The organism is Acaryochloris marina S15 (assembly GCF_018336915.1).
Classification (GTDB): domain Bacteria; phylum Cyanobacteriota; class Cyanobacteriia; order Thermosynechococcales; family Thermosynechococcaceae; genus Acaryochloris; species Acaryochloris marina_A.
In genome coordinates this window covers 2,372,372-2,397,584 of sequence record NZ_CP064923.1, presented here as the reverse complement: position 1 = coordinate 2,397,584, position 25,213 = coordinate 2,372,372, and the positions used below count along the sequence as shown (strand labels likewise).

Genomic DNA, 25,213 nt, shown 5'->3' with positions numbered 1-25,213 from the left:
AGTTCGAGGGTCTTTTCCCCTCCTGCGACTATCACAATTTACCTTTGATCTGATGGATCTTGATTCCCAATCGCGACATACCCTCACACCGTAGATCTACCTATTCACGGTAATTTGAGGGCTGTTTAGAAATATTAAGTTATATGTTTTGTAGCCGATCTGATAGTGGGTTGCTGAACGATAAGCGTAGAATTGGGGATATCCAAATCTAAAGAAAATATTAATTTTTCCATAAAACACGTTTTCTGAAAAACACTCACCTAGGGTGAATGTCATGAATTCCAACCTTCTCCGGCAAGTCTGGGAAGTTATCGAAACGACTCAGACCGATATGTTGACCCAGCTCAACGACTCGCAACTGGTTCAGGTCCTGGTAGCCAATCTCAAAAATCGCAACCAGCTTCCTCAAGACGAAGAAGCCAATGCCAAAGCCTATATTCGCTCGCGGCTACTGCTGATCCGCGAGTTAGCCCAATCTCGAAGAGATCTCTGCTGCCCACTCAAAGTCAAAGTGGCGATCCACCCACCCCTGGAAGTCCACACCCGAGACTTAATCGCGGGCTAAAGGGCCGGGGCGTCCAACATTCGCAGCCCCTTGAAGATGTCGGCATATTCCCCCTAGCTCGCTGAGGGTGCTTCTTCCGGTAAGTACCGATTTAAGAACGCATTCACCACCGACAGGGCAATCGGCCCCAGAAAAAACGCCAACAAGCCGTCTACCTGAAAGCCTGGCACGAACGCGGCAGCTAGGGAGAAACATAACCCATTCAGCACGAGCAAAAACCCACCCAGGGACAGTAAGGTCAATGGGAAAGACACAATTTTCAGCACGGGTTTAACAATGGCATTCACCAAGCCAATGGCAACTGCAGCTGCGATCGCAGTGGAGATACTGTCTAAATCAATCCCTGCAAAGACGTAATCGACCACCAGTAAACTGAGGGCGGTAGCTAGAATAGTTAACAGAAGTCCACGCATTTCGATCTCCTCTGAATCAATGAGGTTGCCATAACGGCTTCCTTTGGAGTGGGAAGCTGGGGAATGTAGCTGCCAAACATGAAACTGTCTTAACTGTAGAAGACAAATCAGTTTATCTCCTTGAAAATAAAGATCATTTCACCTTTACTTTCTTAAGGTCTCTAGGCAATCGACCCTAGTCGATGCAGTCTTGACCTATTGAGGTAAGGTCAAAACCGTCTTTTCCCATCGTGAGCCCACCCATCCATAGGAGATCAGACCATGGGTAAATCTCTACCCCCCAAAGCCATCATCAGCCTGGGTAAGTTTGTTTGGACCACAATGTGGAATGTGATGATGTCAAATATGGCCCCACGGAGTAAAGGGGGTGCCTATATTCGACCAGAGAGCCAGTTCCGAGACAAAATTGGCAGCGATACCTTCCCAGCGGTCCCTCAACGGTATCGGCTATATGTGGGGCTAGGCTGTCCTTGGGCCCATCGCACCTTAGTGGTTCGAGCCTTACAAGGGTTACAAGACGTGATAGATGTTGTCGTGGTTCAACCCTCTGATACGGAAGGGGGCTGGGTCTTTGCCTCTGAACATCAAGGGTGCCGTAACCTTAGAGATCTCTATCTTCTGGCACAGCCTGGATATGAGGGCCGCTGCACTGTGCCAGTGCTGTGGGATACTCAAACTCAAAAGATCGTCAATAACGAAAGTTCTGAGATCATTGTCAACCTTAATTCCGCCTTCACTGACATTGGTCAACAGCCAGACCTAGATCTCTACCCCGAAGCCTTGCGTCCCACCATCGACCAGTGGAATGAGAAAATCTATCATGCCGTCAATAATGGTGTGTATCGCTGTGGTTTTGCCCAAACCCAAACGGCCTACGATCAAGCCTGCAACGAGCTGTTTGAAGTTCTAGACGAAATCGATACAGCCCTTGCCAACCAACGATATCTCTGTGGTGATACCTTAACCCTTGCGGATGTGCGGCTATTCCCAACCTTATTCCGATTCGATGTCGCCTACTACGGACTTTTTAAGTGCAACCGCCGACGAATCCAGGACTACCAGCATTTAGGCCCCTATTTGCGTGATCTTTACCAACTCCCTGGTGTAGCAGACACCTGCAACCTAGAAGCAGTCAAACAAAGTTACTACGGTTTTCTCTTTCCCCTAAATCCTGGCGGCATTATCCCTTCAGGGCCTGATATTACCAGTTTATCTGACCCCCATGGCCGTGAACAGATGGGCAAAGCACCTCAAGCGGTTTAGCTAAAGCATTAAACCTAAAAGGCTACTTTTGGCACCACTGCCGAGCAATGTGTCCCACAATACTGCCGTAGCTAGATTTAAAAGATTCAAGGCTAACCAGCTCTGAAATCGGGCATCTCTTTTGTATGGCTAAAGCGATTAGATGAACTATTTCAGCCGCACCCGCACCCACTACATGAGCCCCTAGTATTTGGCCATTATTTTGGATGAGGACCTTACACCAGCCGGTCTGGTCCTGGAGCTGACCTTGCTCAGTTTGTTGGTAGGTATGATAGAAACTCTTAAATGGCCTGGATGCTTGTTGGGCTTGAGTTTCTGTTAAACCCACCCTTGCTAACACTGGCATGGTCGAGATAGCCCAAGGTAAGGTGCCATATTCGATCGTCTGCCTGGCACCCAAGGCATTGTTCACCGCTACAGATGCTTCATACTGAGCAATATCTGCCAGGGTATATCCCCCCAGGACCGACCCGCAGGAATACACTTGGGAATGAGAGGTTCGCAATTGAGGGTTCACCCACAAGCCTTGAGAGGTATGACGGAGATCCACAGCAACTTGATTGGGATTCAGGATGGCTGAGGTTGTTTCTACAGCCCAAACTAAGGATCCGGCCCTCAACAAGCCTTGATTCGTCGATACCTGATAGCCGGATGATGGGGTAACGCCTTTGATCTGGCAGTGGCAGTGAATATGGACACGATCAGCCTCTAGGTGGGCTTGCACCCGCCAAGCTGCTTCAGCATCTTCCCAAGGCAAAATTTGATTATGGGGACACAGTAAGTGGACTGAATGTCCCAAACGACCTAAGGATTGGCTCAGGGAAACGGCTACCGGACCATCCCCTACCACCAGCACTGGATCGGTTAGGGACTGATTTGGATCGTCTAGTCGAGTTAGAACATCAGCCGGACTGAGCCAGTCCGCTTGCCCTGGAACATCTGGTGAAGATAAATCTGCATCTAGACAGAGGAGATACCGATGAGATTTCAATACCCGATTCTGACAATGCACCTGAAAATTCGGCTTGGTTCTAAACTGAGCGATACCATCGAGCTGCTCAATGCCTAAACTGGCTAATTTGGCCGGCGATCGAGAGGCCTGCAGCCGCATTGTCATCGCTTCAATCCATTCGGTCAAAGCCATCGGGGGCTGGGTTTGTACCCACTGCTGCAGAAGGAGATGATACGGGATGGGTTCTGGAGAAACAGAGATAAAAGCGACTCGGGCCGACCGTTCTTTGGCTGCGATCGCAGCCCAGGGAGCCACCGCATTATTGCCCACCACCACCAAATCATAATCAGCCATAGCCTACTCCCAAGGCGCTCATGCCTTTTCTCATCTAAACAGATAACTGAGGTAGGCAATCGGTCAGGGCCGTCAGTAATCGTTGATTTTCTGCTTGGGTCCGCACGGCAATTCGAAAATACTGATCTCCCAGTTCCGGAAAGCTCAGGCAATCTCGAATCAGGATACGGTGATGTTTTAAAAGCAACTCCTGCAACATAGGCACCGAAACCTTCGTTTGTACTAACAGAAAATTCGCTGCCCCCTCCAGGGGATAAGCCCCCAAATCCACCAAACCTTGCATCAGCTCAGTGCGAACAGGGGGTAACCACGATAAGGTTTTGTTTTGAAACGCTTGATCTTCCAGTACCGCTATCCCTGCCATCACAGCTAGGGAGTTCACGGACCAGGGATCGCGGCATTGTTGCCAGCGTTGTAGCTGATCAGGGTGGCCAACGGCATATCCCAACCGCAACCCAGGCAAACTATAAAACTTGGTCAGAGAGCGCAAGATAATGAGATTGGGAAAATCTTGCACTTTAGAAATCAAGCTGTAGTCAGCATTTGCAGGCAAAAAGTCTATAAATGCCTCATCCACCACCACCAAAGAGAACTGCTCTAGAAACGGTTCTATTTGACTGATGCTGACCAGCCCTCCAGTGGGATTATGGGGATTATTCAGTAACAGTCCAGCTTGAGCTGAATCGGCAAACTGACTAGCGCCCTGTAAGGCCTGCTCGATCAAATCACTGGAAGATTGTTGGTGAATCTGGCTAAGATCCACAGGTAAGGGTCGAATTTGGGCTTGAAACGCCTTCAGTGCCCGTTGATAGTCAGCAAATGCGGGCGTTAGAACCCCAGTCCATGCAAGTTGAGCCAAATCACGGCAGGCCCAAGTGAGTAATTCTGCTGACCCATTTCCCGGTAAGAACCAGTCAATGGGGAGCCGGTGAACCTCACTCAACACCTGGCAAATGGACTGATAGCTGGGATCTGGATAAGCCGTGAGGGTATCGAGATGAGTTTGAATTGCTGTGATTGCAGATTTAGGCGGCCCAAGCGGATTAATACTGGCCGAGAAATCGAGAATACAGCTGGGAGAACAACCTGCTATGTCTGCAGCCCACCGCAGGTTGCCTCCATGTAAAGGGCGACTCAAAAGTGACGCCTCATACCAAAAATTAAGGAATTACTTTTTAGGAGCAACTTTTTCCTTAAACAGCTTACCTGCAGAGAAAGCTGGAACTTTAGTTGCGGGAATCTTCATTTTCGCACCGGTTTTGGGGTTACGTCCTTCCCGGGCCTTGCGTTCGCGAGGTTCAAATGAGCCAAATCCCACCAATGTGACTTTTTCTCCTGACGAGACAGATTCAACAATGGCCTCTAGGGCGGCAGTCAGAACTGCATCTGCCTGCTTTTTCGTGACACTTGCCTTATCAGCAACGGCGTCGACGAGTTCTCCTTTATTCATTGATTGACTCCTATTTGTTCAGTTAAGCGTGAGCAAAAAAATCGAGTCTGTAGTTCCAGAAAAATACAGATAAATCTGATGTTCTATCTGGAGTGTAACTACAGTCTAACTGGCTGAAATGTCGCAACCACGTCGATTTAATGGATTATTCTAAATGCTATTCGCTAAATATAGATCGTCAGAACCTTGATAATCTCTGGATTTCAGGTTTTTTTTGGTAATTACGAGTTTATGGATAGAAAAGTTTGGAGTATTTCGGCAAAAGTTACGGACAGTCAAATAGCTCAAAAAGCTTTCTGGGCATACTTTTAAGACATCAACATGAAAACGATTCTCGATTATTGATGCCCAGTAAGTTTTATTTGTCAGAAGAAATTTAATCCTGTAAAAAATTATTAAGTTAAGCCACTTTTAGAGGTCTCAGCTGATATCAGACCCTCCTTACGGTTGAAAAAAAGTGAATGCAGTCAGCAAATTTTTCTACTTTTGCCTATCCATTTAGGTGCGATAGGTAAAGCTTCATCTGAGATTTAGTTTCTTCATACCCTATGGATTCCTGAGTATATTTACTAAAATCTTCGCTTTTGTTAATCAAATGATGAAGCAAGATAAAACTGATGGAAAATCTTAGAAAAGTTCACGGCTTCATTTAGCCTCTACTCAAAGTGGAGAAGAGGACCATTCTCTAATAGACCTTTTTACCCATCACAGCTTTTGTTCATGGAAGGCTTGCGCCTATGTAGAACCATATGCTTGGTGCAGTTAGACCTTTGGCTACTATCGGTCGCTCTTTCTGGCCCATAGAGTGAGGCTGGTCCCTCATCCCTTATCTGAAGCGGGGTGGGGCAGGCGGGGAGAGTTGTTACTAGGTACTTGCCATATGAGCCAAGGGGATCAGTCTCTAGGAGAAAACCAGAGAATCCATTCAGCTTCAGCGGGGTGCTCGCCTGGACTGTCTGATCTATCTGATCGAGACAGGGTTTTCAGATTAGCAGCCCAGATTTTGCAAGATCCACTGGCGCAATCTCGATTATGCGATCGCATCTATGAACTGATGCAAAACGACCTGCAAAATCAGCGCGAGCGGAACTATGGGGGCGGCACTAGTGGCTAGCAACAGCGAAACCCATAACCTTAACTACGTCACTGCCAATCGCTTCTATGTCGAAATCCAAGAAAAGAGCTATATCAGTGCTTGCTTTAGCGAATGTTCAGGGTTAAGCGCCAAAATCAAGCATGACACCTACTTTGAAGGCGGCGTCAACAACCAGCAGCGAATCATACTCGGTCAAACTGAATTCTCTGATGTCACCCTCAAGCGAGGGATTACGAATGATCTAGTGTTTTGGGGCTGGGCCAGTCGTATGCTCACCCAGTTAGAACCGACCGATCGTAATGTGAATCCCCAGCGTCGCAACATCAATATCCTCTTGTTCAATCAAGCAGGAGAAACCATTCAAACCTGGACCTTAATTGGTGCCGTCCCCGTGGCTTGGCAAGCTCCAGCTCTCCAAGCGGATACATCTACCGTTGCCATTGAAGAACTCACCTTGGCATACGAAGGTCTAAAGGTCGTTGCCAACCTGCAGCCCAGCAGTAACGCAGGCGGTGGGGCTACCTTCTTGAAAGGTAGAGATGCCGGAGGATTCTACCCCAGTAACTAACCCAAAACGTTTGTTTATGGATGTCAATTCAGGTCAAGGTCATCAATCCCAGCCGGAAGAGATTCCTTCCTCAGACTCGCTCGGCCTGCAACATCCACTGCTACCTCCTCCTGTTCTAGGACAATCCTTTCTCCAACCCCATACCCTATCTCCCTTGGGCACTGTATCCCTAATAAGCTTGGATGCCACCCTGCCTACCGAAACAGCTCGGACAAATCTTCTAAATACCCATTTTGCTGCCCAGGTGCCAACGGAAGCCATTGACGAGCTGTCGTCAATGGCTTCCAACATCTCTCAATCCGTCGTAACCCAGTTTCCTGGAGCGCAACCTAGCACTCTTGCTCCGAAAGCACCTGCCGAGAATCTGCAACCTAAATTAGAGCAATTATCAACCCATCAGGAGCCGCCAACAGCACCCAGCAATGCTAACAAGATCCATCGCAATGCACCAGAAGTAGAACCATCGTCATCCAGTGAGACTAATGCAGTCCTTAATGCTGCCCCGACCCAAGCTGCAGCCCCTTCTATTCAGCCTGTGCAGTATCAGATCTCTACCCAGTCTTTAGTCCCTCATTCTGAGCAGGTTGAATCAGAAAAACAGATTGCTCAAGATCAAAGCAGTCCTGACACAATACTTCAACCTAAGCTGGTCAGGACTTCTAAACTTAGCCCGCCATCCCATGAATCCCATGCTCAAGAGTCAGCACATTCCCCTGCTTCCTCCCCAATAGACAACACACCGGGACTTCAGACATCATCAGAGGGGGTTGCCGGCAAACCCAGTACTGAGTTCAACCCCCAGCCTGAACAAACGCCCCAGAAACCAATCGCACATCCCTCATCCAAAGCGATATCTCCTGAGGTGAGTGCTTCTTCCCACCCAACAGATGTGCCGCCCCTTCAGACTAAACGCCAGGATTTACCAGAAATCAAGGCAAATTCCGAGCCCTCCGCAATCCAAGAGAGTCTCCCTAAGTCTCAAGAACAGGCCACTCCTCTAGACTCAGACGTAACATCTTCTAGCCTAGACCCTTCACCTCTTGCCAATTCTACAAATTCTGATTCATCTCCAACTGAAGCATCAGAAGTCTCTACCCCCATTCAACCAAACCTCCCAAAAGTCTCTTCTGCCCCTGACCATTCATTAGCTCTATCTACTCAAAACACCCAGGTTGTCCAAAGTAAAGAAGAAGCTGCCCCAAAAGCATCTCCACTGTCTAGTCAAAAACCAGTTATTTCTTCTAAACCTGTTCAGGAAAAACCAGTATCTAACGTTCAACCTCCCGAGTCCCAACCCGTTCCAATCCAAACTTCACTTGAGGCGACTGCTCAAGACATCGAGCTAACCACTCCACCCACTGAACAAGCGACTGACATCACCACAGATCTACCTGCTAAGCGGACTATACAGTCATCTCCTATTTCTCCAAATGAACTGCAAACTAGCCGTTCACAGGCTTCCCTCGCTAACTCAAAAGTAGAAGCTAACCCAAGTCACTCAATTGATCGTGGTTCATCAATTGAAACTCCTGTAACACCTAGCCCTAAGCCCAAGACTAACGAAACCCCCATCAAGACAACAATTGTTCAAACAGTCACCCCAGCATCTCCTCAACAATCTCCAGATGATGAGTCTTTACTGCTTAAGAATTCCGAGCCACCCAGTTCAACGGCCAAGACTTCTGATAGCTCCACAGAGACAACAACTATTCAAAACTCAGAAAGTTCGGCTGTTCAGCAGTCTTCTACGGATCACCCACAGATACCAAAGGTAGAGACTAACCGCATTAATCCTAGTAACAACCTCCCATCCGTTGAGAGTCCTTCTATACCCAGCACTTCAGAAAAAATTGATGGGGAAGCGGTACAGTCAACAGCTATTCAACGAGCAGACGATTTAACTCCTCAGGCATCTACTAAAGCACCTGAAAAAAAACAAACGAAACAAAGTAAAAAAAGCAAACAGAAAAAGCTTCCCTTACAAGCTCAGCTCTCGCGAATGGGGAAACGAGCCCAACAGGATATTAATAAAGTTGGTATTCAGCTTAAGCAGGCATCTCAATCACTCCCTGTTGGTAAATCTAGAGCTAAGGCCAATGAGGTACAGAAATCCACGAATGATTCACCTCCACTGTCAAACGCTCCATTGCTTCAAGCCAAATCGTCCCCTGACTCAAAACAATCATCCTCTGAAGTATCTCTAGTCCAAACAGGAACAAAGGCTGTAGAGAAAGCTCCTTCTCAAGAACTGTCCCAAGAAAAACTGCTGTCAGTGAACACTGAGAATGCTGACTATGAAGAGAATTCTCCAACTGTTCAAGCAATTCCTGAGTCTATAGACTTACCCCAAGAACATTCGCCTTCCACTCCACTACAAACGAAGTCTCTTGGAATGTCTGAGCCAACGATTCATCAAGACAAACATCCTAATTCAATCGCTGGTCCTAATGAGGGGACTGAGTCCACCTCAGACTCCAAGGCATCTAGACCGGATCAAATTAAATCTGAATCATCCACACCCGAGGGGAGTGCCGATCAGCAAAAACCTACCTCATCATCAGATGTTACTTCTAATGCTGAGTCTAGTTCGTCTCGGTCAAAAGCAAAGACGCGGGGACCCTTCCCAGTTCAACCCCTGCAACGACTGACGCGTTTCAGTCAACAGGTCATGGATACGGTTAGTCGCCAACTTGAACCTCAGCCAAATGAAGAGTCCAATCCGCTCCAAAGACAGCAGCAGTTTTTATCCAAAAACTCAGAGCAGAATCGTAAAGACCAGACCATCAACCCTGTCTCGCCTCAAAAATCGGTAGGTGAAGATACATCGCCATCGCAAGGTAGTGGTGGTAAAGCTGTAGATAAAAACGCTGTAACATCTATTCAATCAGACATTCAGGCTAAGCCATTTTCACCCAATACAGTTCCAGATACAGCTATTCATTCAAAATCTAAACTTAGTTCAAACGAACAAGAGCATCCCAAGAATCAGTCAGGTCGACTCACCGATGTCACTGCTGATGAAAATCTCCAAACCCAAGAATTACCAACGGTACAAAAAGCTGAAGCATCACAATCCTCAATACCGACCCCTCTTCCTTCTGAGCAAGTAGACTTCCCTACCCCAAATAGTATTGAGGAATCTTCCCCACGGGAAGGGCATAACCCAGCACTTGTTGCCCAAGGAGAAGCACAACCCAATGCTGCCCAGCCTGGATGGCAAACCACTCAAAATCAATTCGCAGATAGAATCACAAATCTAGGTTCAGAAATTAAAGAGAGGGTTGATCGGTCGATCCGAAAACAAAGTTCGAGGAGGCAATTACCTCAATCCATACAATGTCAGGAAGCTGGCTCAGTTGAACCAGCGACCTCATCCGAAGTTGCACAGAAAAACATCTCCCTACAATCTGCAGATGTTCCTGAGCTTAATAGAGATAATATTCAGGCCTCTGCTGAGCCTAGTTCAGACAAAGTGTATGGCAATGAACAACCATTATTGACTGATTCGGTACAGCTAACCTCTACATCTAACCCGGCAACAGAAAGTCTTGTTCAAACGGATGTAAATCCCGCCATCCCTCCTTCCCCAGCAAAAGACACTAATAATCCACCAGAATCCACAACTGAGCCAATTATTCAAGCTAGCTCTGTTGATAAAGCAAAGACTCCTCAGCCACCAAAAGATTCAGGACAAAATGAGCCAGCTTTGCCATCAGGCAATGAGGACTCTATACAAAGGACTCCAGATAGCTCTGAGATAACCTCAACAAGCTCAGAACAGCCAATAACCGATGTATCGAGTCGAGGTTCAGAAAACCGTGGCTCAACACCAAAATCATCTCAAAGTCGCAATCTCTCCCTCAATTCCCATATCTCAAAAATAGGTACAACCATTGTCCAGCAGTTGGCAAACTTAAGGCCTAAAAAGACAAAGTCAAAACGCCAGACAAACAAGCAGAACCTAGCGTCGTCTCCCGCAAAAATTTCTAGTGAGAATACAGGAGCTGATACAACTCTCAGACCAACTTTACTGACTGAACAAGAGGAAACATCGCCATCGACACATCAGTCCAACCCTTTAGAACGACCAAACGTACCCACACAATCATCACCGACCACTGGACATACAGCAGTGGTCCAAAGGCAGCATGACACGGGCGATGGGAGCGAGGCAGCTTCGACCCGCGCTCCAATAGTCTCTGACCAGCCTTCAAGAAACACACCCCACTCTTCCATACAGCCCTCTGAGGTTCCTTCTCCCTTAGCTGATAGCTCAATTAAACGACACTCATCCACAGCAGAAATTATTCAAAAGCAGCCTATCCCAGCTGAGGAAATAAACTCTAAGCCCTTGGATTCTGAAAGTTCTAGCTCCTTTAGCGAACCGAACCTTCAGCACCGAACAGAGCTGTCTTCTCTGCCCACCTCAGATTCCATTCAACTTTCCCCTCAGAAGAATTCCATTACTCAAAGTGAGGCGATCAATCAAGCGACCTCAATTCCAAGTACTAATAACTCTATTCAACGTCAGGACGTCACTCATCAGCAATCATCACAACTCGACAATGCTGATGATCGAATAAAACAATCCAAAGCTGCTATCCCCCCAAGTTCACATTCACTTTCTCAAGCTGAACTATCGTTACAGGAGTCCACAGACTCTGATGAAAACTCAGAAGTATCAAATACCAGCGATCCAGACAACCTACTCCAGCGACAAACTATACAGGAGCAATCTCAACCCGATATACCTAACGCTCCAACCCCAAACTTTCTGGATCAACATGTTCTAGAAACAGAATCGCATCCTCCAGAACGTCCTCCCATTAGTGAAGTCTCCGTTCAAACTAAGGTTGAACAGCCATCGATCACTAGCCAAACTCAACAACAGCTTCCCGCTGGCTCAGATTTATCTATCCAGGAATTCAGTGAAGAACAGGTTCAGCTTTCCAAGAAGAGTAAGCAAAGTGACGACAGAGAGAGTCCAAAGGTAGTTATAGAAGTTAACCTCTCAGAAGCTACTAGTCAAAATCTGGATAGCACTAATATCAACACATCTCAAAGTCCGAAACAAGACGACAACGTATCGAATAGTGCTTCCCCAACGATTCAAGCCAACGTAAATCCACCGAAAGAGACAGTATCAGACCAAAGCTTATCTGAATCAGACCTCAAGGTAAACGCGCCCGACCATACGGCTATTGCTGCCACTCAGAATGCCAAGATTCTTGAATCTCAAGAAAATAATGTGCCACAAGCTCCAAGCAATACCAGTGATACTGCTAGCATCGCTGAGACGGGCAACATCGTTCAGCGAAAGATTGAGACTCAATCAAATAGTGATCAGCCATTAGTTGCTCGAAGAAAGGATGTCAGTGATGCCAGCAAACCGTTACATGCTCAGGCTAAAGCCCCGGAAACTCCTGTCCTAGACAAGACTTCTGCTCAAACAGAACCCAATACAGAAATATCGAAGTTGTTATCAAAGCAAACATCTACCGTTCCGATTCAGGCTGTGGAGATTTCTGTTGTCCAACCCGCGGTTGAAGCACAGCTACAGAAAGGAAGCAATGGGCAATCGTATGATAATTGCGATCGCATCCAAGAATCACCTCCAGATACTAGAGATATTCTTTCAATCCAGCCAACCCCAGACAGCCAACCTTCCCAGTCAATAGACCAGCCCGAACAACAGCAAGCTACACCAAATAGCCACATCTCTCCAACTGTTGATACATCACCTCCCAATAACTTGCCTGAAGCAACTATAGAGCCTGCCATCCAAGCATCCAGCATTGAGCAGTCTCACGATTCTAATACAGCTCTTACTGACATTTCAGACGCATCAGAAATTATCCAGTCTGCACATCAGCCCAGTACAATTTCAAAGACAAAGATAGGTTCAGATCTACCCACCCCAACAACCCGTTCGGATCAGGCTACTCCGGCCCCCTTAGCCAAACCGAGTATTTCTGACACCAAAACTCCAGACTTACAACAACTTCCAACTGAAAATATTGCTGATTCGTCACCTCAAAAAGTAGAAAGCATCCAGTCTCAACCGGACAAGGTAGAGTCTCTTCACCGTCGGGTTATTGAAATTACAGCTCAACGTCCTGATGGAAGCATCGAAAATGCTAATTTACCCAGTCAAGATATATCGTCAAGTCCATCCTCTGATCTCAACGAGAATCAGATCCTTCAAAAGAATTCAGAGAGCCACTCTTCTCAGGTAGAAACAGAGTTTGACCCTGCTCATACAGAAATCTCCTCCAACATTGTACAAAAATCTGAAGTTGCAGAACCGCCTCAAGTAACACCTGATTCAAAGATTCAGATTTCGGATGCAGATCGTTCGGACTCTTCACTTGCTTCAACCCAGCCATTATCATCGCCCCCCATTAAGCCTACGATTCAGCACCAAGACCCATCAGGCGGTACTCTCGATGCGCTGAAGATAGATCAGATAAATGCTCAGCCTGACTCTACAGATTTGCGCCAACGCCGAGTCATTGAGATAGCAGCACAACCACCTGAATTAGAACTACCACAGGAGAATTCTCCAGACCTAACCGTTGCCCAGTTATTGGCGACTGGCCAAGCGCCTTCTCCCCTTTCCAGCATTGCCGACAATTTTGTTGCTCCGAAATTAATCAGTAGCCTATGGCCTGCCAGCCAGTCGAATCGTCAGCATCGTGCTCAAAAACTCAGCCATTTGCAACGCCCGAATATTCCATTAGATCTAAGCCCTGGTGACACGGCGCTATCTGAGGAGGATTTTGAGGCGAATACGGAGAATGCGATCGCACCCACAATCCAACCCTCAGCACTACCCTCAAACTGGTCTAGTATCGAAGACCTATTCACAGTCCAATCGCCATCAGCCATCCAACGCCAAGCAGAGCCACAAACCCCAGTACCTGAAGACACTTCAGATTTAGTTCTCACTCCCACTGGAATTCACCCAGAAAAGCGAGTCCAAAGAAAAACAGCATCTGTCCGGCGGACTGCTCAAACCTTGCAAAAGGCTCTAGCTGCCCCTCCTCCAGTCTCATCCCCTCTACAAACGACAGAAGTGGTGATGCGTCAATCCCACACCGACACTTCAACCGCATCCAAAGTAGATGAGCAAAGCTTCGAGATCTTAGCCAGGGAGATCTATCATATCCTCCGACAGCGGCTGGAAGTGGAGCGAGAGAGACATGGAGGGTATCATTCTGGTCGCTTACCTTGGTGAACATTAAATGAAGAGGTTGAACCATACCCATGACCTATAGTGGCTCTCGCAGCAATAACAGTGCCGTTGCCTCTGGCAAGTTAGCCAAGGCAACCTTAGTCCACCAACCCACGGACAAGAGTAAAGATATTGAATTTATGTTCAACCCCACTGAATTGGTCTTTCAGCAGTCAATGCGCCTGAATGAAAGCCAAGGGGCACGAACCGCTAAGGGATTACCCAAAGTCACCTTTGCCTACCCGGAAGCCTGCTCTTTGTCCTTAAGCAATATATTGTTTGATACCTACGAACAAGGTACAAGCGTGATCGATGCCTATGTCAGCAAACTGATTAAAGCCTTGGATTTTGATGACAGTGGTGACGCTGCCAACAAACGACCGCCTATCTATATCTTCACTTGGGGAGACCAGCAATATCTGCGGTGTTTTGTCGAACAAATTACTTACAAACTCACCTTATTCTTGCCTGATGGAACACCGGTCCAAGCCCGGGTCGATATGTCCTTGAAGGAAATAGATGAGTCCAGCCTAGGTGCAGGAGGGAGTCAGTCTGCCTCCCCCAATCGCTCCCAGGATAGTCGCTCCAACCGGACAACCTTTGGTCGCTAAAGTACTGAAATTCAATTCTCCAACTGTTTACACCTATGCCTGCAACCACCTATATTGCCGAGCCACTTCTAGAGATTGATGGTAAAACAGCATCCAATGAGCTGATGGAAGATATCCTCCAGATTTCTGTGGAAGAAAGCTTGCACTTACCTGGGATGTTTGTCCTGGTAATCAAGAATGACTACTTTTCTGGACGCTCCGTTGATGCCCCTTGGCAATATGACGATCTCTTGCAGATCGGTAAAACCATCAAAATTGGCTTTAGCGGCAGTACCACCGCAGCTCAGGACTTTGATGATCAGAATCAAGGCTATGTGCTGGATGGAGAAATCACGGGCATGGAGACGAATTTCACCTCCAGTTCCCAAGCCCCCATTGTGATTCGCGGTTACGATATCTCCCATCGACTCCATCGAGGTCGCTACAATCGCTCCTTCCAAAATATGACCGACACCGATGTTGTCAAAAAAGTGATTGGAGAAGTCGGAATTCCCGTTGGCAGCATTGATAACAGCGGTTCTCCCCATGACTATATTTTTCAAGAGAACCAAACCAATATGGAATTTTTGCGGGAGAGAGCGGCTCGAAATGGGTTTGAACTCTATGTTCAAGACGGCAAGATGAATTTTCGGAAGCCCAAGGCCAACTCCAATATTTCCCTCACCTGGCTCAAAGATCTACATAGCTTTCGGGTGCGGGTGACCAGTGCAGAGCAAGTGAAAAGTGTTGAAGTGCGGGGTTGGGATTATGAACGGAAGGAAGCCATCGTTTCCACTAAAAATGTCGAGAAATTGCTAACCTCAACAGATCATGGCTCCGGCCAGAAGCAAAGCACCGTCTTTAATGGCAAACCCACGACTCCCAAAATGATTGTGGTGGATCAACCAGTCTTTAGTGCCAAAGAAGCCGATACCATTGCCCAGGCTTTAATTGATGAGTTGGGAGGTGAATTTGTAGTGGCGGATGCCAGGGCTGAAGGCAATCCCGACTTGAGAACGGGGCAAGTCGTCCAACTCAAAGATATGGGGAAATACAGCGGTAAATACTACATCACGGAAACGCGCCATTTATTCCAAGATCGGGTTTATTCCACTGAGTTCAGTGTGCGGGGATTGCGGGGAGGAGATTTATTATCAACGCTGGCCCCTGCTCAACGGCTGCAGGCAGGGCAAACCCTATTGGTCGGTAAAGTCACCAATAACAAAGACCCTAAAGGGTGGGGGCGAGTCCGAGTGAAATTTCCCACCCTGACAGAGGAACATGAAAGTAACTGGGCCAGAATGGTTGCCAGCGGCGCAGGCAAGAATCGCGGTTTTGACTGTTTACCCGAAGTGGATGATGAGGTGCTGGTGGGGTTTGAACATGGTGATATTCACCGTCCCTACATTATGGGTGGGGTGTGGAATGGCAAAGATAGTCCCCCAGAGAAGGTGGATAGTTCCATTGTTGACGGCAAGGTCAATCTACGAACCGTGAAAACTCGCACCGGCCATACCCTCCAATTTGTCGAAGAGGATAAAGATGCGAATAAAAAAGGAGTTTACTTAGATACGGTGTATGGCCACCATCTGTATCTCAATGACAGTGAAAAGTTCACCGAATTAAAAACAAAAGAAGGACATTATGCCCGGTTGGATGATCAAGGTAAAAAGTTAGAAATAAAATCCAAGGGAGGACATAAAGTCTTACTAGACGATAATGGCTCCGCCAAGATCGATATGATTTCGACAGGAGATATCAATGTTAAATCTGGAACCAGCGGTAGTTCTCGTAAAATTAGCCTGAACGCTGGCGAAATTACCCTAACAGCAACGACCAAGATTACGCTAAAGGTGGGTAGCTCATCCATTGAATTGAGCAATTCTGGCGTCACGATTCAAGGGGTTCAGGCCGCTATGAAAGGGACAGCCCAAACTAAAATTGATGGTGCCTTAGTGACTGTTCAGGCCTCTGGGGTAAATAGCATTAAAGGCTCAATCGTAAAGATCAATTGATAGTGACAAGGAGGAGTAGGCAATGGCTCAACAGGTCGTCATGGGAGCTTCATTACAATGTTCATTTGGTGCAGCACCGAGTTCCTTGATCGTGATTCCTAAAGGTCCCCCCGATCTGACGGGAGGTCCCGCAGCTGCCACCATCATGGACTATGCTCCCATCGCCAATATTCCACCCTTTGGCGTTTGTTCTTCTCTCGCGAATCCCACCGTAGCCTCGGCAACGGCTGCAGCGTTGGGAGTCCTTACCCCCATGCCCTGTATTCCAGTTATTCCTGCCCCTTGGGCACCAGGTTCACCAACCGTATTGATCAATAATTTTCCAGCGTTGAATAGCACGTCTAAATGCTTTTGTACCTGGGGCGGTATTATCCAGATTACTTATCCCGGACAAGTGACCACCCAAATTCCTTGAAACACCTTATAAAAAGGTGCCTGTAAAAATATCAGGATGAATCGGAAGCTGAATCCTGATCTGAGGGAAACTCCTTCTTCCGCCCGGCTTTACGAGCGGACTCTTTAAGCAGAAATTCCATTTGAGCATTGACGCTGCGCAACTCATCCGCCGCCCAGCGTTCCAGGGTGTCGTAGAGAGTCTGATCGAGTCGTAATAAGAAGCGCTTCTTTTTGCTCACGTATACAGGGTTCCAGCATTGATGATGGGCTGAGTTGAACTTTCAGAGACTAGGGCAACTAGTAAGTTGTTTACCATAGCAGCCTTCCGTTCTTCATCCAGGTCTACCACCTGTTGCTCACTCAGTCGATGCAGTGCCATTTCCACCATGCCCAAGGCACCTTCGACGATCCGTTCTTTGGCAGCAATGACTGCAATCGCTTGTTGGCGACGCAGCATCGCTTGAGCGATTTCTGGAGCATAGGCCAAGTGCGTAATTCGGGCTTCGATAATATCAACCCCCGCAACCTCCAAACGGCGTTGAACTTCTTGTTTGAGCAAGTCAGAAATTTGATCGGGGTTGCCCCGTAAAGACTCGTGGGTGTTATCGAAAATATCGTAGGCATAACGACTGGCTAGACTTCGCAGGGCCGTCTCACTCTGAATTGCGACAAAATCACGACAGCTTTCGACATCAAGTGTGGCCTTAGCAGAATTAACCACCCGCCAAACGACTACTGCTGCAATTTCAATCGGACTCCCCTGAGCATCATTGACCTTCAGTTTCTCACTATTAAAGTTGCGAACGCGAAGGGAGACTGGACGTTTACTGACGATAAAAGGAATGGTCCAGTAAAAACCAGGTTCTCGGATACTGCCAATGTACTTTCCTAGCAAGATTAATACCCGAGCTTGATTAGGGTCTACAAGGAAAAAGCCAGCCGCGACTAGCCCAGCCATAGTGAGCAATCCAGAGCCTAGCCAGAGCTGAGGCCCCGCTAATGTTTTCTCTAACAGAACAAAAGGGAATAGATACCAACTACTGATTGCCAAGAACAATAAGAGGGCGTATTTAGCGGATCGGGGATGCCTTAGTTTTCGGAATGGTCACCTCTGGGAATAAGGAGTCAAACCGTTCATTGACCCAGGCAATTCTCAAGATCAGTAAATGGTTGAAACCATCCTCACTCCAGCGCATGCCAACTCCCTTAAAGCGCTGCTGAATCAACCACTTGCATGCACTTTCAACCATTCCTGACCCGAGAGGAATCTGTTGCTGTTCAAAGTGCCGATAACGGATGTGGTTATGATGGCGTTGGAAATAAGCCTGCACCTGGAGCAACGTTGAAAAAGACTTTCCCGTTAACAGTTGTGAGTGAATCAATATCGTCAAGGACCGTAATACAAGTAGGTGTTGCCCGTGTCGCAATTGGTGTCGCCAGTGCCGGAACCAGGCTTGGGCTTGAGCAGAGCGGGCATCTCCAAACATCGCTTTAGTTGCTCGTGCCAGATGGCCTGCTGAATGAAAAAAGTCGAGGACTGCCACAGCACAATGAGAGAACAAGGTGCGATAGACTCGCCAGAAGCCTCGTCCCCCATCACTGAGCCAGATGACTTTTGGAGCAGATTCAAAGTCTTGTTTGTGAGCTTCGAGTTGAAGTAAAGGGATGAACTGGTCGATATCGCCCAATACTGCCACCAGTCTTCGACGCAGTAATTGGGGGACCTCCTTTTTAGCTCGGGTAACCCGTGTTCCCAGGCGAGCTAAGATGGCGACTTTGACTTCTCGCCACTGGATTTTTCCCTTGGGTGAGTTCGGGGTGGGGCGAAAGGGGACCATCACACCATCGGCGGCAATGGCCAAAGGTAGAGCAGATAACATCTCTGAAATCGCTTCACAAGGGGCCTGAGTCCCTGATGATTGAGCGTTGAGTTGAGCTTCTAATTCCTGCTGAGCTTTGTTACCCACGGATTGCACCCAGTTCCACAAACTGGATGGACTCACGGATAGACCACTCCACTGACCCAGCATCCAACTGGCCAGTTCATAGGGCATGAACAGACTCAACAAGCAGCCCAGACGCACCAGTTCTTCGCTGCTGTGCTGATAGGGGCAATCCCAATGGCTTGATCCAGGGGAGTCAACAGACTGCCTGGACATCCTTTGGGACAACGGCCCACCCGTCGCTTTCAAGAGATAGTGCCTACCAGTGTCTGCATCTGACGAGATTCCCATCCCTTCGAATGTAAGCGGGTTCCGCAGGTAGTACATACAGGCCATACAAATACTGCTTTCGCGCGCCTTGAGAGTTCATCCTCCAGAAGACAGCGAGCTAGAAACAAGCCCATTTGCAGAACGATATAAACCATCTGACTCAGGCTGGTTGATACTTTGAGTGCTTCAGTTTGTTCTAGAAATTCGTCATGGGCTAGCACGGTTAGCAATTGCGATGGTAGGGTCATGATAGTTTTTTGGTTCGGGTACAGGATCTATTGTCCTTGACCCGTTTTTCTTTGAGCCATGCATCCCCGATCCTTTGCTTACGCCCCAATAAGAGGATTGGCAACACCCCAAACCCATTAATTTTCCAAGCGGATGATTCTTGCGTGGAGTTCATACATTCACTTCCTTTAAATTCATATCACTAAGATAGCAAAGTGATATCACTTTGACATTGTGCTTATGGTTTGTCATCGCAGGCCATCTCAGTCTGCTGCTAACGTAAAGTAGCAGCAGACTAGAATTCAAAGGTGGGGCGATGAGAAAAATTGGAATGGGGGTGTTGGTGATCGGACTTGCGATCGCATGGCTACTACTAGCAGCACAACCCGCCACAGCCACAACCTGGAAACTCGCTGCAGAAACAGATCAAGGCCAAATTCGCCAATATTATGATCGCGATTCGCTCCAACGAACAGGTTCCGAAGTCACCGTCATCAGCTACTACATCAATGAAGGCAAAACGCCACAGCGTATAGATTACGTAACTGCGTACGATTGCAATTTAAACCAATTCAAGGATGTAGAGGTTAACGGCCAAGCAACGGCAGATGATTGGCAACCTCTGATAGCCGATCCACTCAATGAAGCAATTCGAGATTTACTTTGTGACGTATAGTCATTGCTTGCTCTAACAGATTTTTATTATCGTTAAATGTCAGTAATTTTCTTATTTTCACCACAATAAATTAGCCGATAAATCAGTCACTGATGAGGTGTGGTCTATCACCCTTAAATACACTGCATTCCACACGAGTAGATCCTGCTTAGATATTAGCTTTCAGGGATATTACTGATTTGATATCTCTAAATTTCACTTAATTTATATATAGAGGTAGAAAATTTAGAGGTTTCATCTCCCTCAACATTGGTGTCCTTTTAAGAGTTCAATATCTCCATGGTCACGGTTGAAGATATCAAAGTTTTTTATCAAAGGAATATCTCTCAATCTAGGCAAACGCCTCAAGAAGCCTCTCAAAGAATTCCTATCATTGAGTCATGGATAGGCTTAGAAAAATCAGGAAGACCTATTCTCAAAGGTCGGCTTTATGGTCATCCCCAGCATTCTGTGGGGGCTAAGATCATGACCTCAACGATTCAGGGGTATTTTGCAGGTGCAGGCCACGTCTATATCAAAACGAAACATTCACTCTATGAGTTGGGGCAACCCTACAATGAACTAGAGTTCTCGGAAGACTTTTCTGCTCACCAACATCCGGAACAAGTGACCCTCTGGAACGAGTGACATTCCTTTGACAAAGACGGTTGTATGACGTTCAAAAGACGACTTTTTACATCCAACCTAATTTCATTTTGAACTCTTCACTAAAAAAGGCTCCATCCCAGTTGTGAGCAGTTTTGATTTGCGAGACGGTTAGACCTTCAACCTTCCGGAGGACAGCACGATTCAAATTAGCATTATATAAATTCGTTCCTAGTAGCTGTGCTCTATGGAGATTGGCCTCGCATAAATCTGTTTCCATCAAGCTTGCTCCCATTAAATTAGATTCAGAGAGAATTGCTCTCCCCAGATCAACCCCATATAAATCAGCCCCTGCCAAAGTCGCACTGTCTAGATTAGCGCCAAATAACCTAGTCCAACACAAGTGGGCTCGGCTCATATCGGCTCCATTTAGTAGCCCCCCTAACAAATCAGTATTAGCCAAATTGGCACATCGTAACGCTGCCCCAGTCAGAATCGTTCCTAGCAGATTAGCCCCACTCATATTAGCCAATTGAAGATTTGCATTGCTCAGGTCAGCTTCAACCCAGTTAGAGGTCGTCAAATTTGGAATCACATCAGGAAATCTTTGTCTCCATTGGTTCCAGGATTGAACCCCTTTCTTTAACTCTGCAACATGTTTAGGATTTGCCATCATCAAGTTAAGAGTTAAATGGCCACATGTGGTCGCAATCTTTAGCAGCTCTCGAACAGTACCGATGAGTAATATCTAGGGATCATCACTCTTCATCGAAGTATTAAATCAATTGACACCAAATTGAGGCTGCTAGCTTTGGCATGACCAAAAGACGGGATTACTTGCATAGGTCCAAGCTCCCTATTTTGAAGATATCAAGATGAGAAAATGTCTTAGTCACCTTTATACTCAATATTAATCAATTGAAGATAGAAGGCTACTGTTGCAATATAACGATATTTTTGCCTGGCTGCAGAATTAGCTCAATAAAAGGTAAATTTCTCAAAAAAAGAGGAGAGGAGATTATTGTAAATCTTCTATCTCAAAATCAAATGCCCCTATCCATGGACTATTACTTAAAGACTATTGTGTCTAACAATATATTTTCAACTTCTTAGCCCCATTTAGGTGAAAGATACTTAATATCCTCTTGACTAACGATTGATTTAAATATTTACGACATGACTACCAATGGTTCAGGAATTCAACAGTCAAACCCTTAAGGAAAAAGCCAGCGAACTTGGCTGTCACAAATTTGGCATTGTCAGCATTTCTCAATGGCAGAATAAGGAGCAAATCTCAGCCCACCCTTTACAAGCATGGCTCAACCAGGGATATGATGCCGATATGGCTTGGATGAATGATCCACGTCGACAAGACATCTACCAAGTCATGCCCGATGTTCGCTCCATCATCTGTGTGGGCATCAACTATTACACACCACAGCAACGCCCCTCAGAACCAGAGTATGCCAAGATCTCGCGCTATGGCTGGGGCCGAGACTACCACCGCGTGGTGGGTCGCCGGATAAAAGCTTTAGCCCTGTGGATGCAGGAACAAGACCCGCAGGCTCAAGTCCGCTACTATGTCGATACGGGTCCTGTCCAAGACAAAGTCTGGGCCGAGCGAGCTGGCCTTGGCTGGATTGGCAAACACAGCAACCTCATCTCGCGGGATTATGGATCTTGGCTTTTTTTAGGAGAAATTCTGACTAATTTAGACTTGGAACCCGATCGTCCCCACACTCAACATTGTGGTTCCTGTACCCGCTGTATGACAGCCTGCCCCACGGACGCAATTCGTGAACCTTTTGTCGTTGATGCGAATCGCTGTATCGCCTATCATACGATTGAAAATCGAGAGACTACATTGCCCGATCAAATAGCAGAGAATTTGCAAGGCTGGGTCGCAGGTTGCGATATTTGCCAAGACGTTTGTCCCTGGAACCAAAGATTTGCCCAAGAAACCGATATTCCGGACTTCCAGCCCTATCCTGAAAATGTTGCCCCGACGCTAACAGAGCTAGCAACCCTGTCGGTATCAGAACGCGATCGCAGATTCAGAGCCTCCGCCCTCCGCCGCATAAAACTAGAGATGCTGCAGCGCAACGCCACAGCATCTCTCAAAGCCAATGCTCAAGGAGCTAAGCTATCTAAGACTCAGTACCGCCTGCACGAGCCGCCGCCGCTTCCTCCGGATGAATCCCCAATCGAGTCAGATTAATCCGACCTCGATTGTCTAGCTCACGGATTTTAACTACCACTTCATCGCCAACGGTGACTTCATCTTCCACCTTACCGACTCGATAGTCCGCCAACTGGGAGATATGAATCATGCCTTCCTTACTAGGGGCAATTTCCACAAAAGCTCCAATCGGGATGATCCGAGTCACTTTACCCAAGAAGACATCGCCAGCTGCCAACTTGCGAGTCATACCCGCGATAATCTGACGAGCACGAGAAGCAGCCTTCTCATCTATGGCAGAAATCGTCACGCGACCATCATCCTCGATGTCGATCTTGGCTCCCGTTTCCTCGGTAATCCCTTTAATGGTCTTACCACCCGGACCAATAATCATGCCAATCTGCTCAGGATCGATCTTGATCGTCAATAGGCGAGGTGCATAAGGGGACATATTTTCGCGAGGACTATCAATCGTCGCCAGCATCTTATCCAAAATATGCAGCCGAGCGGGTTTCGCTTGATGAATCGCCTCAGAGATCACCTTCATGGGTAATCCCGTGATCTTCATGTCCATTTGTAGAGCGGTAATGCCATCGGCAGTACCCGCCACCTTAAAGTCCATGTCACCCAAGAAATCTTCAATGCCTTGAATATCTGTGAGAACCCGGATTTCATCGCCTTCTTTGATCAAACCCATCGCAGCTCCACTCACCGGCTTAGCCAGGGGCACACCTGCATCCATCAAGGACAAAGTCGACCCACAAACCGACCCCATTGATGTGGATCCGTTCGACGATAAGACTTCGGATACGACCCGAAGCACATAGGGAAACTCTTCTTTACTAGGCAGCATTGGTAGTATGGCTCTTTCAGCCAGGGCACCATGCCCCACTTCTCGTCGCCCGGGTGAACGCATTGGACGAGTTTCACCTACAGAATAGGGAGGGAAATTATAGTGGTGAAGATAGCGTTTTTGGCTATCGGGATGGAGATCATCCATCTCTTGGGCATCACCCGGTGTCCCCAAGGTCGCAATAGATAAAACCTGAGTTAAGCCTCGGTTAAATAAACCACTACCGTGCACCCGTTGGGGTAAAACCCCTACATTACAAGAAATAGGACGCACTTCATCTAGCTTGCGGCCATCCACCCGGACCTTATCTTCAACCACTTGGCTGCGCATCAAGGTTTTGGTAATACTCTTAAATACCTTACCGATGGCCTTGGGACTTGCTATCGCTGCCACTTGCACAGGGTCGGTTTCTGGAAGCTCATCAATGGCCGCCTTCACAGAATCCTTAATCTCATCTAAAGCAGTATCCCGAACATTTTTGTCCTTCTCAAATCGGGCTAGAACTTCTTTAATAGGGGTAGTCACCCGCTCTTGCACAAAATTCTCTAGGGTTGGATCCGTTTCTGGAGCAGCCTCTTCAACCTGCTCAATCCCCAATTCAGCCATCAATTCTTTTTGAGCCTTGATGAGATCACAAACCACCTCATAGCCAAAATCAATGGCCTCGACCATGTCTTGCTCGGCAACTTCATTCGCCCCAGCTTCAACCATGATCACCCCATCAGGCGAACCAGCCACAACTAGGTCAAGTTCTCCTTCCGAGATCTCTTCATAGGTGGGGTTAATAATAAAGTCATCTCCCACTAAGCCGACTCGAACTGCAGCCATGGGCCCTTTAAAAGGTATCTTGGCCAAAAGGGTGGCGACGGAGGCACCCGTAACGGCCAAGACGTCAGGCGGAACCTGCTCATCCATCGAAATGGTGGTTGCCACAATTTGCAGATCATCCCGCAACCAATTCGGGAAGAGGGGTCGCATGGGGCGGTCGATCAGACGACAGGTTAAAGTTGCTTTCTCAGGTGGCCGACCTTCTCGGCGTAGAAAGCCCCCCGGTACACGACCGGCAGCATACAGCCTCTCCTCGTAATCCACGAGCAAAGGAAGGAAATCAATCCCTTCGCGTCCCGACGATCGTGTCGCAGTGACTAGCACTGAAGTTTCACCAGATTCAATCAATACACACCCACCGGCCTGCGGAGCGAAACGGCCGATGGTGAGTTTTATTTCCCGCCCGTCAACAGATATTGACTTAATAACTTCTGACATTAAGTGACTTGTCCTTACTTATTGTTTTGTCCTTTTTTTTTCTGTGGCAATCCTAACATTGATAGAGAACCGCTTGCTTTACAGAACAGCATTCAGACATGTTGCTTATTGATTCTCATCTGACCTTTAAAAGGGATATCCATATGACAAGTTCACCCTGTAGCATGGGTATAGAAGATCACCGCCTAGACTCATGACTCTTGAGTTTGGGTAGACCGTTTATGCTCATAACAATATTTTCAGATTGATGATGGCTCAAAAGACAAATCACAGCCATCTCTTCACAACATCATCATGAGGCAAAGGTTGTGCCAATA

19 protein-coding genes and 1 pseudogene are annotated in these 25,213 nt (G+C 47.3%); 11 read left to right on the top strand and 9 right to left on the bottom strand.

Annotated features, from left to right (window positions below; translation table 11 throughout):
* The first annotated feature begins 274 nt into the window (after window positions 1–274).
* Entirely contained in the window at window positions 275–565 is a 291-nt protein-coding gene (locus I1H34_RS11555) for a hypothetical protein (protein WP_212665748.1), read from the top strand.
* A 53-nt stretch (window positions 566–618) separates the two neighbouring features.
* Here I1H34_RS11555 and I1H34_RS11550 read toward each other — a convergent pair whose 3' ends face one another.
* Entirely contained in the window at window positions 619–978 is a 360-nt protein-coding gene (locus I1H34_RS11550) for a phage holin family protein (RefSeq protein ID WP_212665747.1), read from the bottom strand.
* A 261-nt stretch (window positions 979–1,239) separates the two neighbouring features.
* On the opposite strand from I1H34_RS11550, the gene I1H34_RS11545 reads away from it, so the two are divergent.
* A complete protein-coding gene (locus I1H34_RS11545) occupies window positions 1,240–2,241 on the top strand; it encodes a glutathione S-transferase family protein (protein WP_212665746.1) in 1,002 nt (333 codons plus the stop codon).
* Between the two features lie 22 nt (window positions 2,242–2,263).
* Here I1H34_RS11545 and I1H34_RS11540 read toward each other — a convergent pair whose 3' ends face one another.
* The 3 genes from I1H34_RS11540 to I1H34_RS11530 are packed head-to-tail and all read right to left on the bottom strand — an operon-like array spanning window position 2,264 to window position 4,997.
* A complete protein-coding gene (locus I1H34_RS11540) occupies window positions 2,264–3,547 on the bottom strand; it encodes an FAD-dependent oxidoreductase (protein ID WP_212665745.1) in 1,284 nt (427 codons plus the stop codon).
* A 34-nt stretch (window positions 3,548–3,581) separates the two neighbouring features.
* Window positions 3,582–4,685, bottom strand: coding sequence for a threonine-phosphate decarboxylase CobD (gene cobD, locus I1H34_RS11535; RefSeq protein WP_212665744.1), 1,104 nt, complete (start codon window positions 4,683–4,685; stop codon window positions 3,582–3,584).
* 30 nt (window positions 4,686–4,715) lie between these two features.
* Window positions 4,716–4,997, bottom strand: coding sequence for an HU family DNA-binding protein (locus tag I1H34_RS11530; RefSeq protein WP_010476266.1), 282 nt, complete (start codon window positions 4,995–4,997; stop codon window positions 4,716–4,718).
* 880 nt (window positions 4,998–5,877) lie between these two features.
* Here I1H34_RS11530 and I1H34_RS11525 point away from each other — a divergent pair.
* The 6 genes from I1H34_RS11525 to I1H34_RS11500 are packed head-to-tail and all read left to right on the top strand — an operon-like array spanning window position 5,878 to window position 16,915.
* Window positions 5,878–6,111, top strand: a complete 234-nt coding sequence (locus I1H34_RS11525; protein WP_212665743.1) for a hypothetical protein — start codon at window positions 5,878–5,880, stop codon at window positions 6,109–6,111.
* On the top strand, window positions 6,089–6,661 hold the full coding sequence (locus I1H34_RS11520; RefSeq protein WP_249370022.1) for a phage tail protein: 573 nt from the start codon (window positions 6,089–6,091) through the stop codon (window positions 6,659–6,661). Before I1H34_RS11525 ends, I1H34_RS11520 begins: the two co-directional genes overlap by 23 nt.
* Before the next feature lie 16 nt (window positions 6,662–6,677).
* Window positions 6,678–13,898, top strand: coding sequence for a hypothetical protein (locus tag I1H34_RS11515; RefSeq protein ID WP_212665742.1), 7,221 nt, complete (start codon window positions 6,678–6,680; stop codon window positions 13,896–13,898).
* A gap of 29 nt (window positions 13,899–13,927) precedes the next feature.
* Complete coding sequence (locus I1H34_RS11510) at window positions 13,928–14,506, top strand: CIS tube protein (protein WP_212665741.1); 579 nt, start codon at window positions 13,928–13,930, stop codon at window positions 14,504–14,506.
* 35 nt (window positions 14,507–14,541) lie between these two features.
* Entirely contained in the window at window positions 14,542–16,500 is a 1,959-nt protein-coding gene (locus I1H34_RS11505) for a VgrG-related protein (protein WP_212665740.1), read from the top strand.
* A gap of 22 nt (window positions 16,501–16,522) precedes the next feature.
* The gene (locus I1H34_RS11500; protein ID WP_212665739.1) at window positions 16,523–16,915 is read left to right on the top strand and encodes a DUF4280 domain-containing protein; all 393 of its coding nucleotides are present in this window, start codon (window positions 16,523–16,525) and stop codon (window positions 16,913–16,915) included.
* Window positions 16,916–16,946: 31 nt separating this feature from the next.
* On the opposite strand, the gene I1H34_RS11495 is transcribed toward I1H34_RS11500, so the two are convergent.
* From I1H34_RS11495 to I1H34_RS11485, 3 genes and pseudogenes are all read right to left on the bottom strand, one after another.
* Window positions 16,947–17,135 (bottom strand): type II toxin-antitoxin system antitoxin, encoded by a 189-nt coding sequence (locus I1H34_RS11495; RefSeq protein ID WP_212665738.1) that lies wholly within the window; start codon window positions 17,133–17,135, stop codon window positions 16,947–16,949.
* Complete coding sequence (locus tag I1H34_RS11490; RefSeq protein ID WP_315874865.1) at window positions 17,132–17,947, bottom strand: SPFH domain-containing protein; 816 nt, start codon at window positions 17,945–17,947, stop codon at window positions 17,132–17,134. Before I1H34_RS11490 ends, I1H34_RS11495 begins: the two co-directional genes overlap by 4 nt.
* Before the next feature lie 19 nt (window positions 17,948–17,966).
* Window positions 17,967–19,357: pseudogene (locus I1H34_RS11485) on the bottom strand (ISKra4 family transposase).
* Between the two features lie 296 nt (window positions 19,358–19,653).
* Here I1H34_RS11485 and I1H34_RS11475 point away from each other — a divergent pair.
* Both I1H34_RS11475 and I1H34_RS11470 read left to right on the top strand, forming a co-directional pair.
* Window positions 19,654–20,013: a hypothetical protein gene (locus tag I1H34_RS11475; RefSeq protein ID WP_212665736.1), complete on the top strand. Its 360-nt coding sequence runs from the start codon at window positions 19,654–19,656 to the stop codon at window positions 20,011–20,013.
* A 279-nt stretch (window positions 20,014–20,292) separates the two neighbouring features.
* A complete protein-coding gene (locus I1H34_RS11470) occupies window positions 20,293–20,640 on the top strand; it encodes a hypothetical protein (protein WP_212665735.1) in 348 nt (115 codons plus the stop codon).
* Window positions 20,641–20,686: 46 nt separating this feature from the next.
* Here the strand turns inward: I1H34_RS11470 and I1H34_RS11465 are convergent, their stop codons facing one another.
* A complete protein-coding gene (locus tag I1H34_RS11465) occupies window positions 20,687–21,274 on the bottom strand; it encodes a pentapeptide repeat-containing protein (protein ID WP_212665734.1) in 588 nt (195 codons plus the stop codon).
* A 510-nt stretch (window positions 21,275–21,784) separates the two neighbouring features.
* Between I1H34_RS11465 and queG the strand changes: the two genes are divergently transcribed.
* Entirely contained in the window at window positions 21,785–22,816 is a 1,032-nt protein-coding gene (gene queG, locus I1H34_RS11460; RefSeq protein ID WP_212665733.1) for a tRNA epoxyqueuosine(34) reductase QueG, read from the top strand.
* Here queG and I1H34_RS11455 read toward each other — a convergent pair.
* Complete coding sequence (locus I1H34_RS11455; protein ID WP_212665732.1) at window positions 22,746–24,896, bottom strand: polyribonucleotide nucleotidyltransferase; 2,151 nt, start codon at window positions 24,894–24,896, stop codon at window positions 22,746–22,748. The genes queG and I1H34_RS11455 overlap by 71 nt on opposite strands.
* Window positions 24,897–25,213: the final 317 nt, after the last annotated feature.

Coding starts and splice junctions, on each gene's coding strand:
- I1H34_RS11505 (WP_212665740.1), top strand. CDS start 14,542: ATGCCTGCAACCACCTATATTGCCGAGCCACTTCTAGAGATTGATGGT.
- I1H34_RS11520 (WP_249370022.1), top strand. CDS start 6,089: ATGGGGGCGGCACTAGTGGCTAGCAACAGCGAAACCCATAACCTTAAC.
- I1H34_RS11515 (WP_212665742.1), top strand. CDS start 6,678: ATGGATGTCAATTCAGGTCAAGGTCATCAATCCCAGCCGGAAGAGATT.
- I1H34_RS11550 (WP_212665747.1), bottom strand. CDS start 978: ATGCGTGGACTTCTGTTAACTATTCTAGCTACCGCCCTCAGTTTACTG.
- I1H34_RS11525 (WP_212665743.1), top strand. CDS start 5,878: ATGAGCCAAGGGGATCAGTCTCTAGGAGAAAACCAGAGAATCCATTCA.
- I1H34_RS11545 (WP_212665746.1), top strand. CDS start 1,240: ATGGGTAAATCTCTACCCCCCAAAGCCATCATCAGCCTGGGTAAGTTT.
- queG (WP_212665733.1), top strand. CDS start 21,785: ATGGTTCAGGAATTCAACAGTCAAACCCTTAAGGAAAAAGCCAGCGAA.
- I1H34_RS11455 (WP_212665732.1), bottom strand. CDS start 24,896: ATGTCAGAAGTTATTAAGTCAATATCTGTTGACGGGCGGGAAATAAAA.
- I1H34_RS11500 (WP_212665739.1), top strand. CDS start 16,523: ATGGCTCAACAGGTCGTCATGGGAGCTTCATTACAATGTTCATTTGGT.
- I1H34_RS11465 (WP_212665734.1), bottom strand. CDS start 21,274: ATGATGGCAAATCCTAAACATGTTGCAGAGTTAAAGAAAGGGGTTCAA.
- I1H34_RS11475 (WP_212665736.1), top strand. CDS start 19,654: ATGAGAAAAATTGGAATGGGGGTGTTGGTGATCGGACTTGCGATCGCA.
- I1H34_RS11555 (WP_212665748.1), top strand. CDS start 275: ATGAATTCCAACCTTCTCCGGCAAGTCTGGGAAGTTATCGAAACGACT.
- I1H34_RS11470 (WP_212665735.1), top strand. CDS start 20,293: ATGGTCACGGTTGAAGATATCAAAGTTTTTTATCAAAGGAATATCTCT.
- I1H34_RS11510 (WP_212665741.1), top strand. CDS start 13,928: ATGACCTATAGTGGCTCTCGCAGCAATAACAGTGCCGTTGCCTCTGGC.
- I1H34_RS11530 (WP_010476266.1), bottom strand. CDS start 4,997: ATGAATAAAGGAGAACTCGTCGACGCCGTTGCTGATAAGGCAAGTGTC.
- I1H34_RS11540 (WP_212665745.1), bottom strand. CDS start 3,547: ATGGCTGATTATGATTTGGTGGTGGTGGGCAATAATGCGGTGGCTCCC.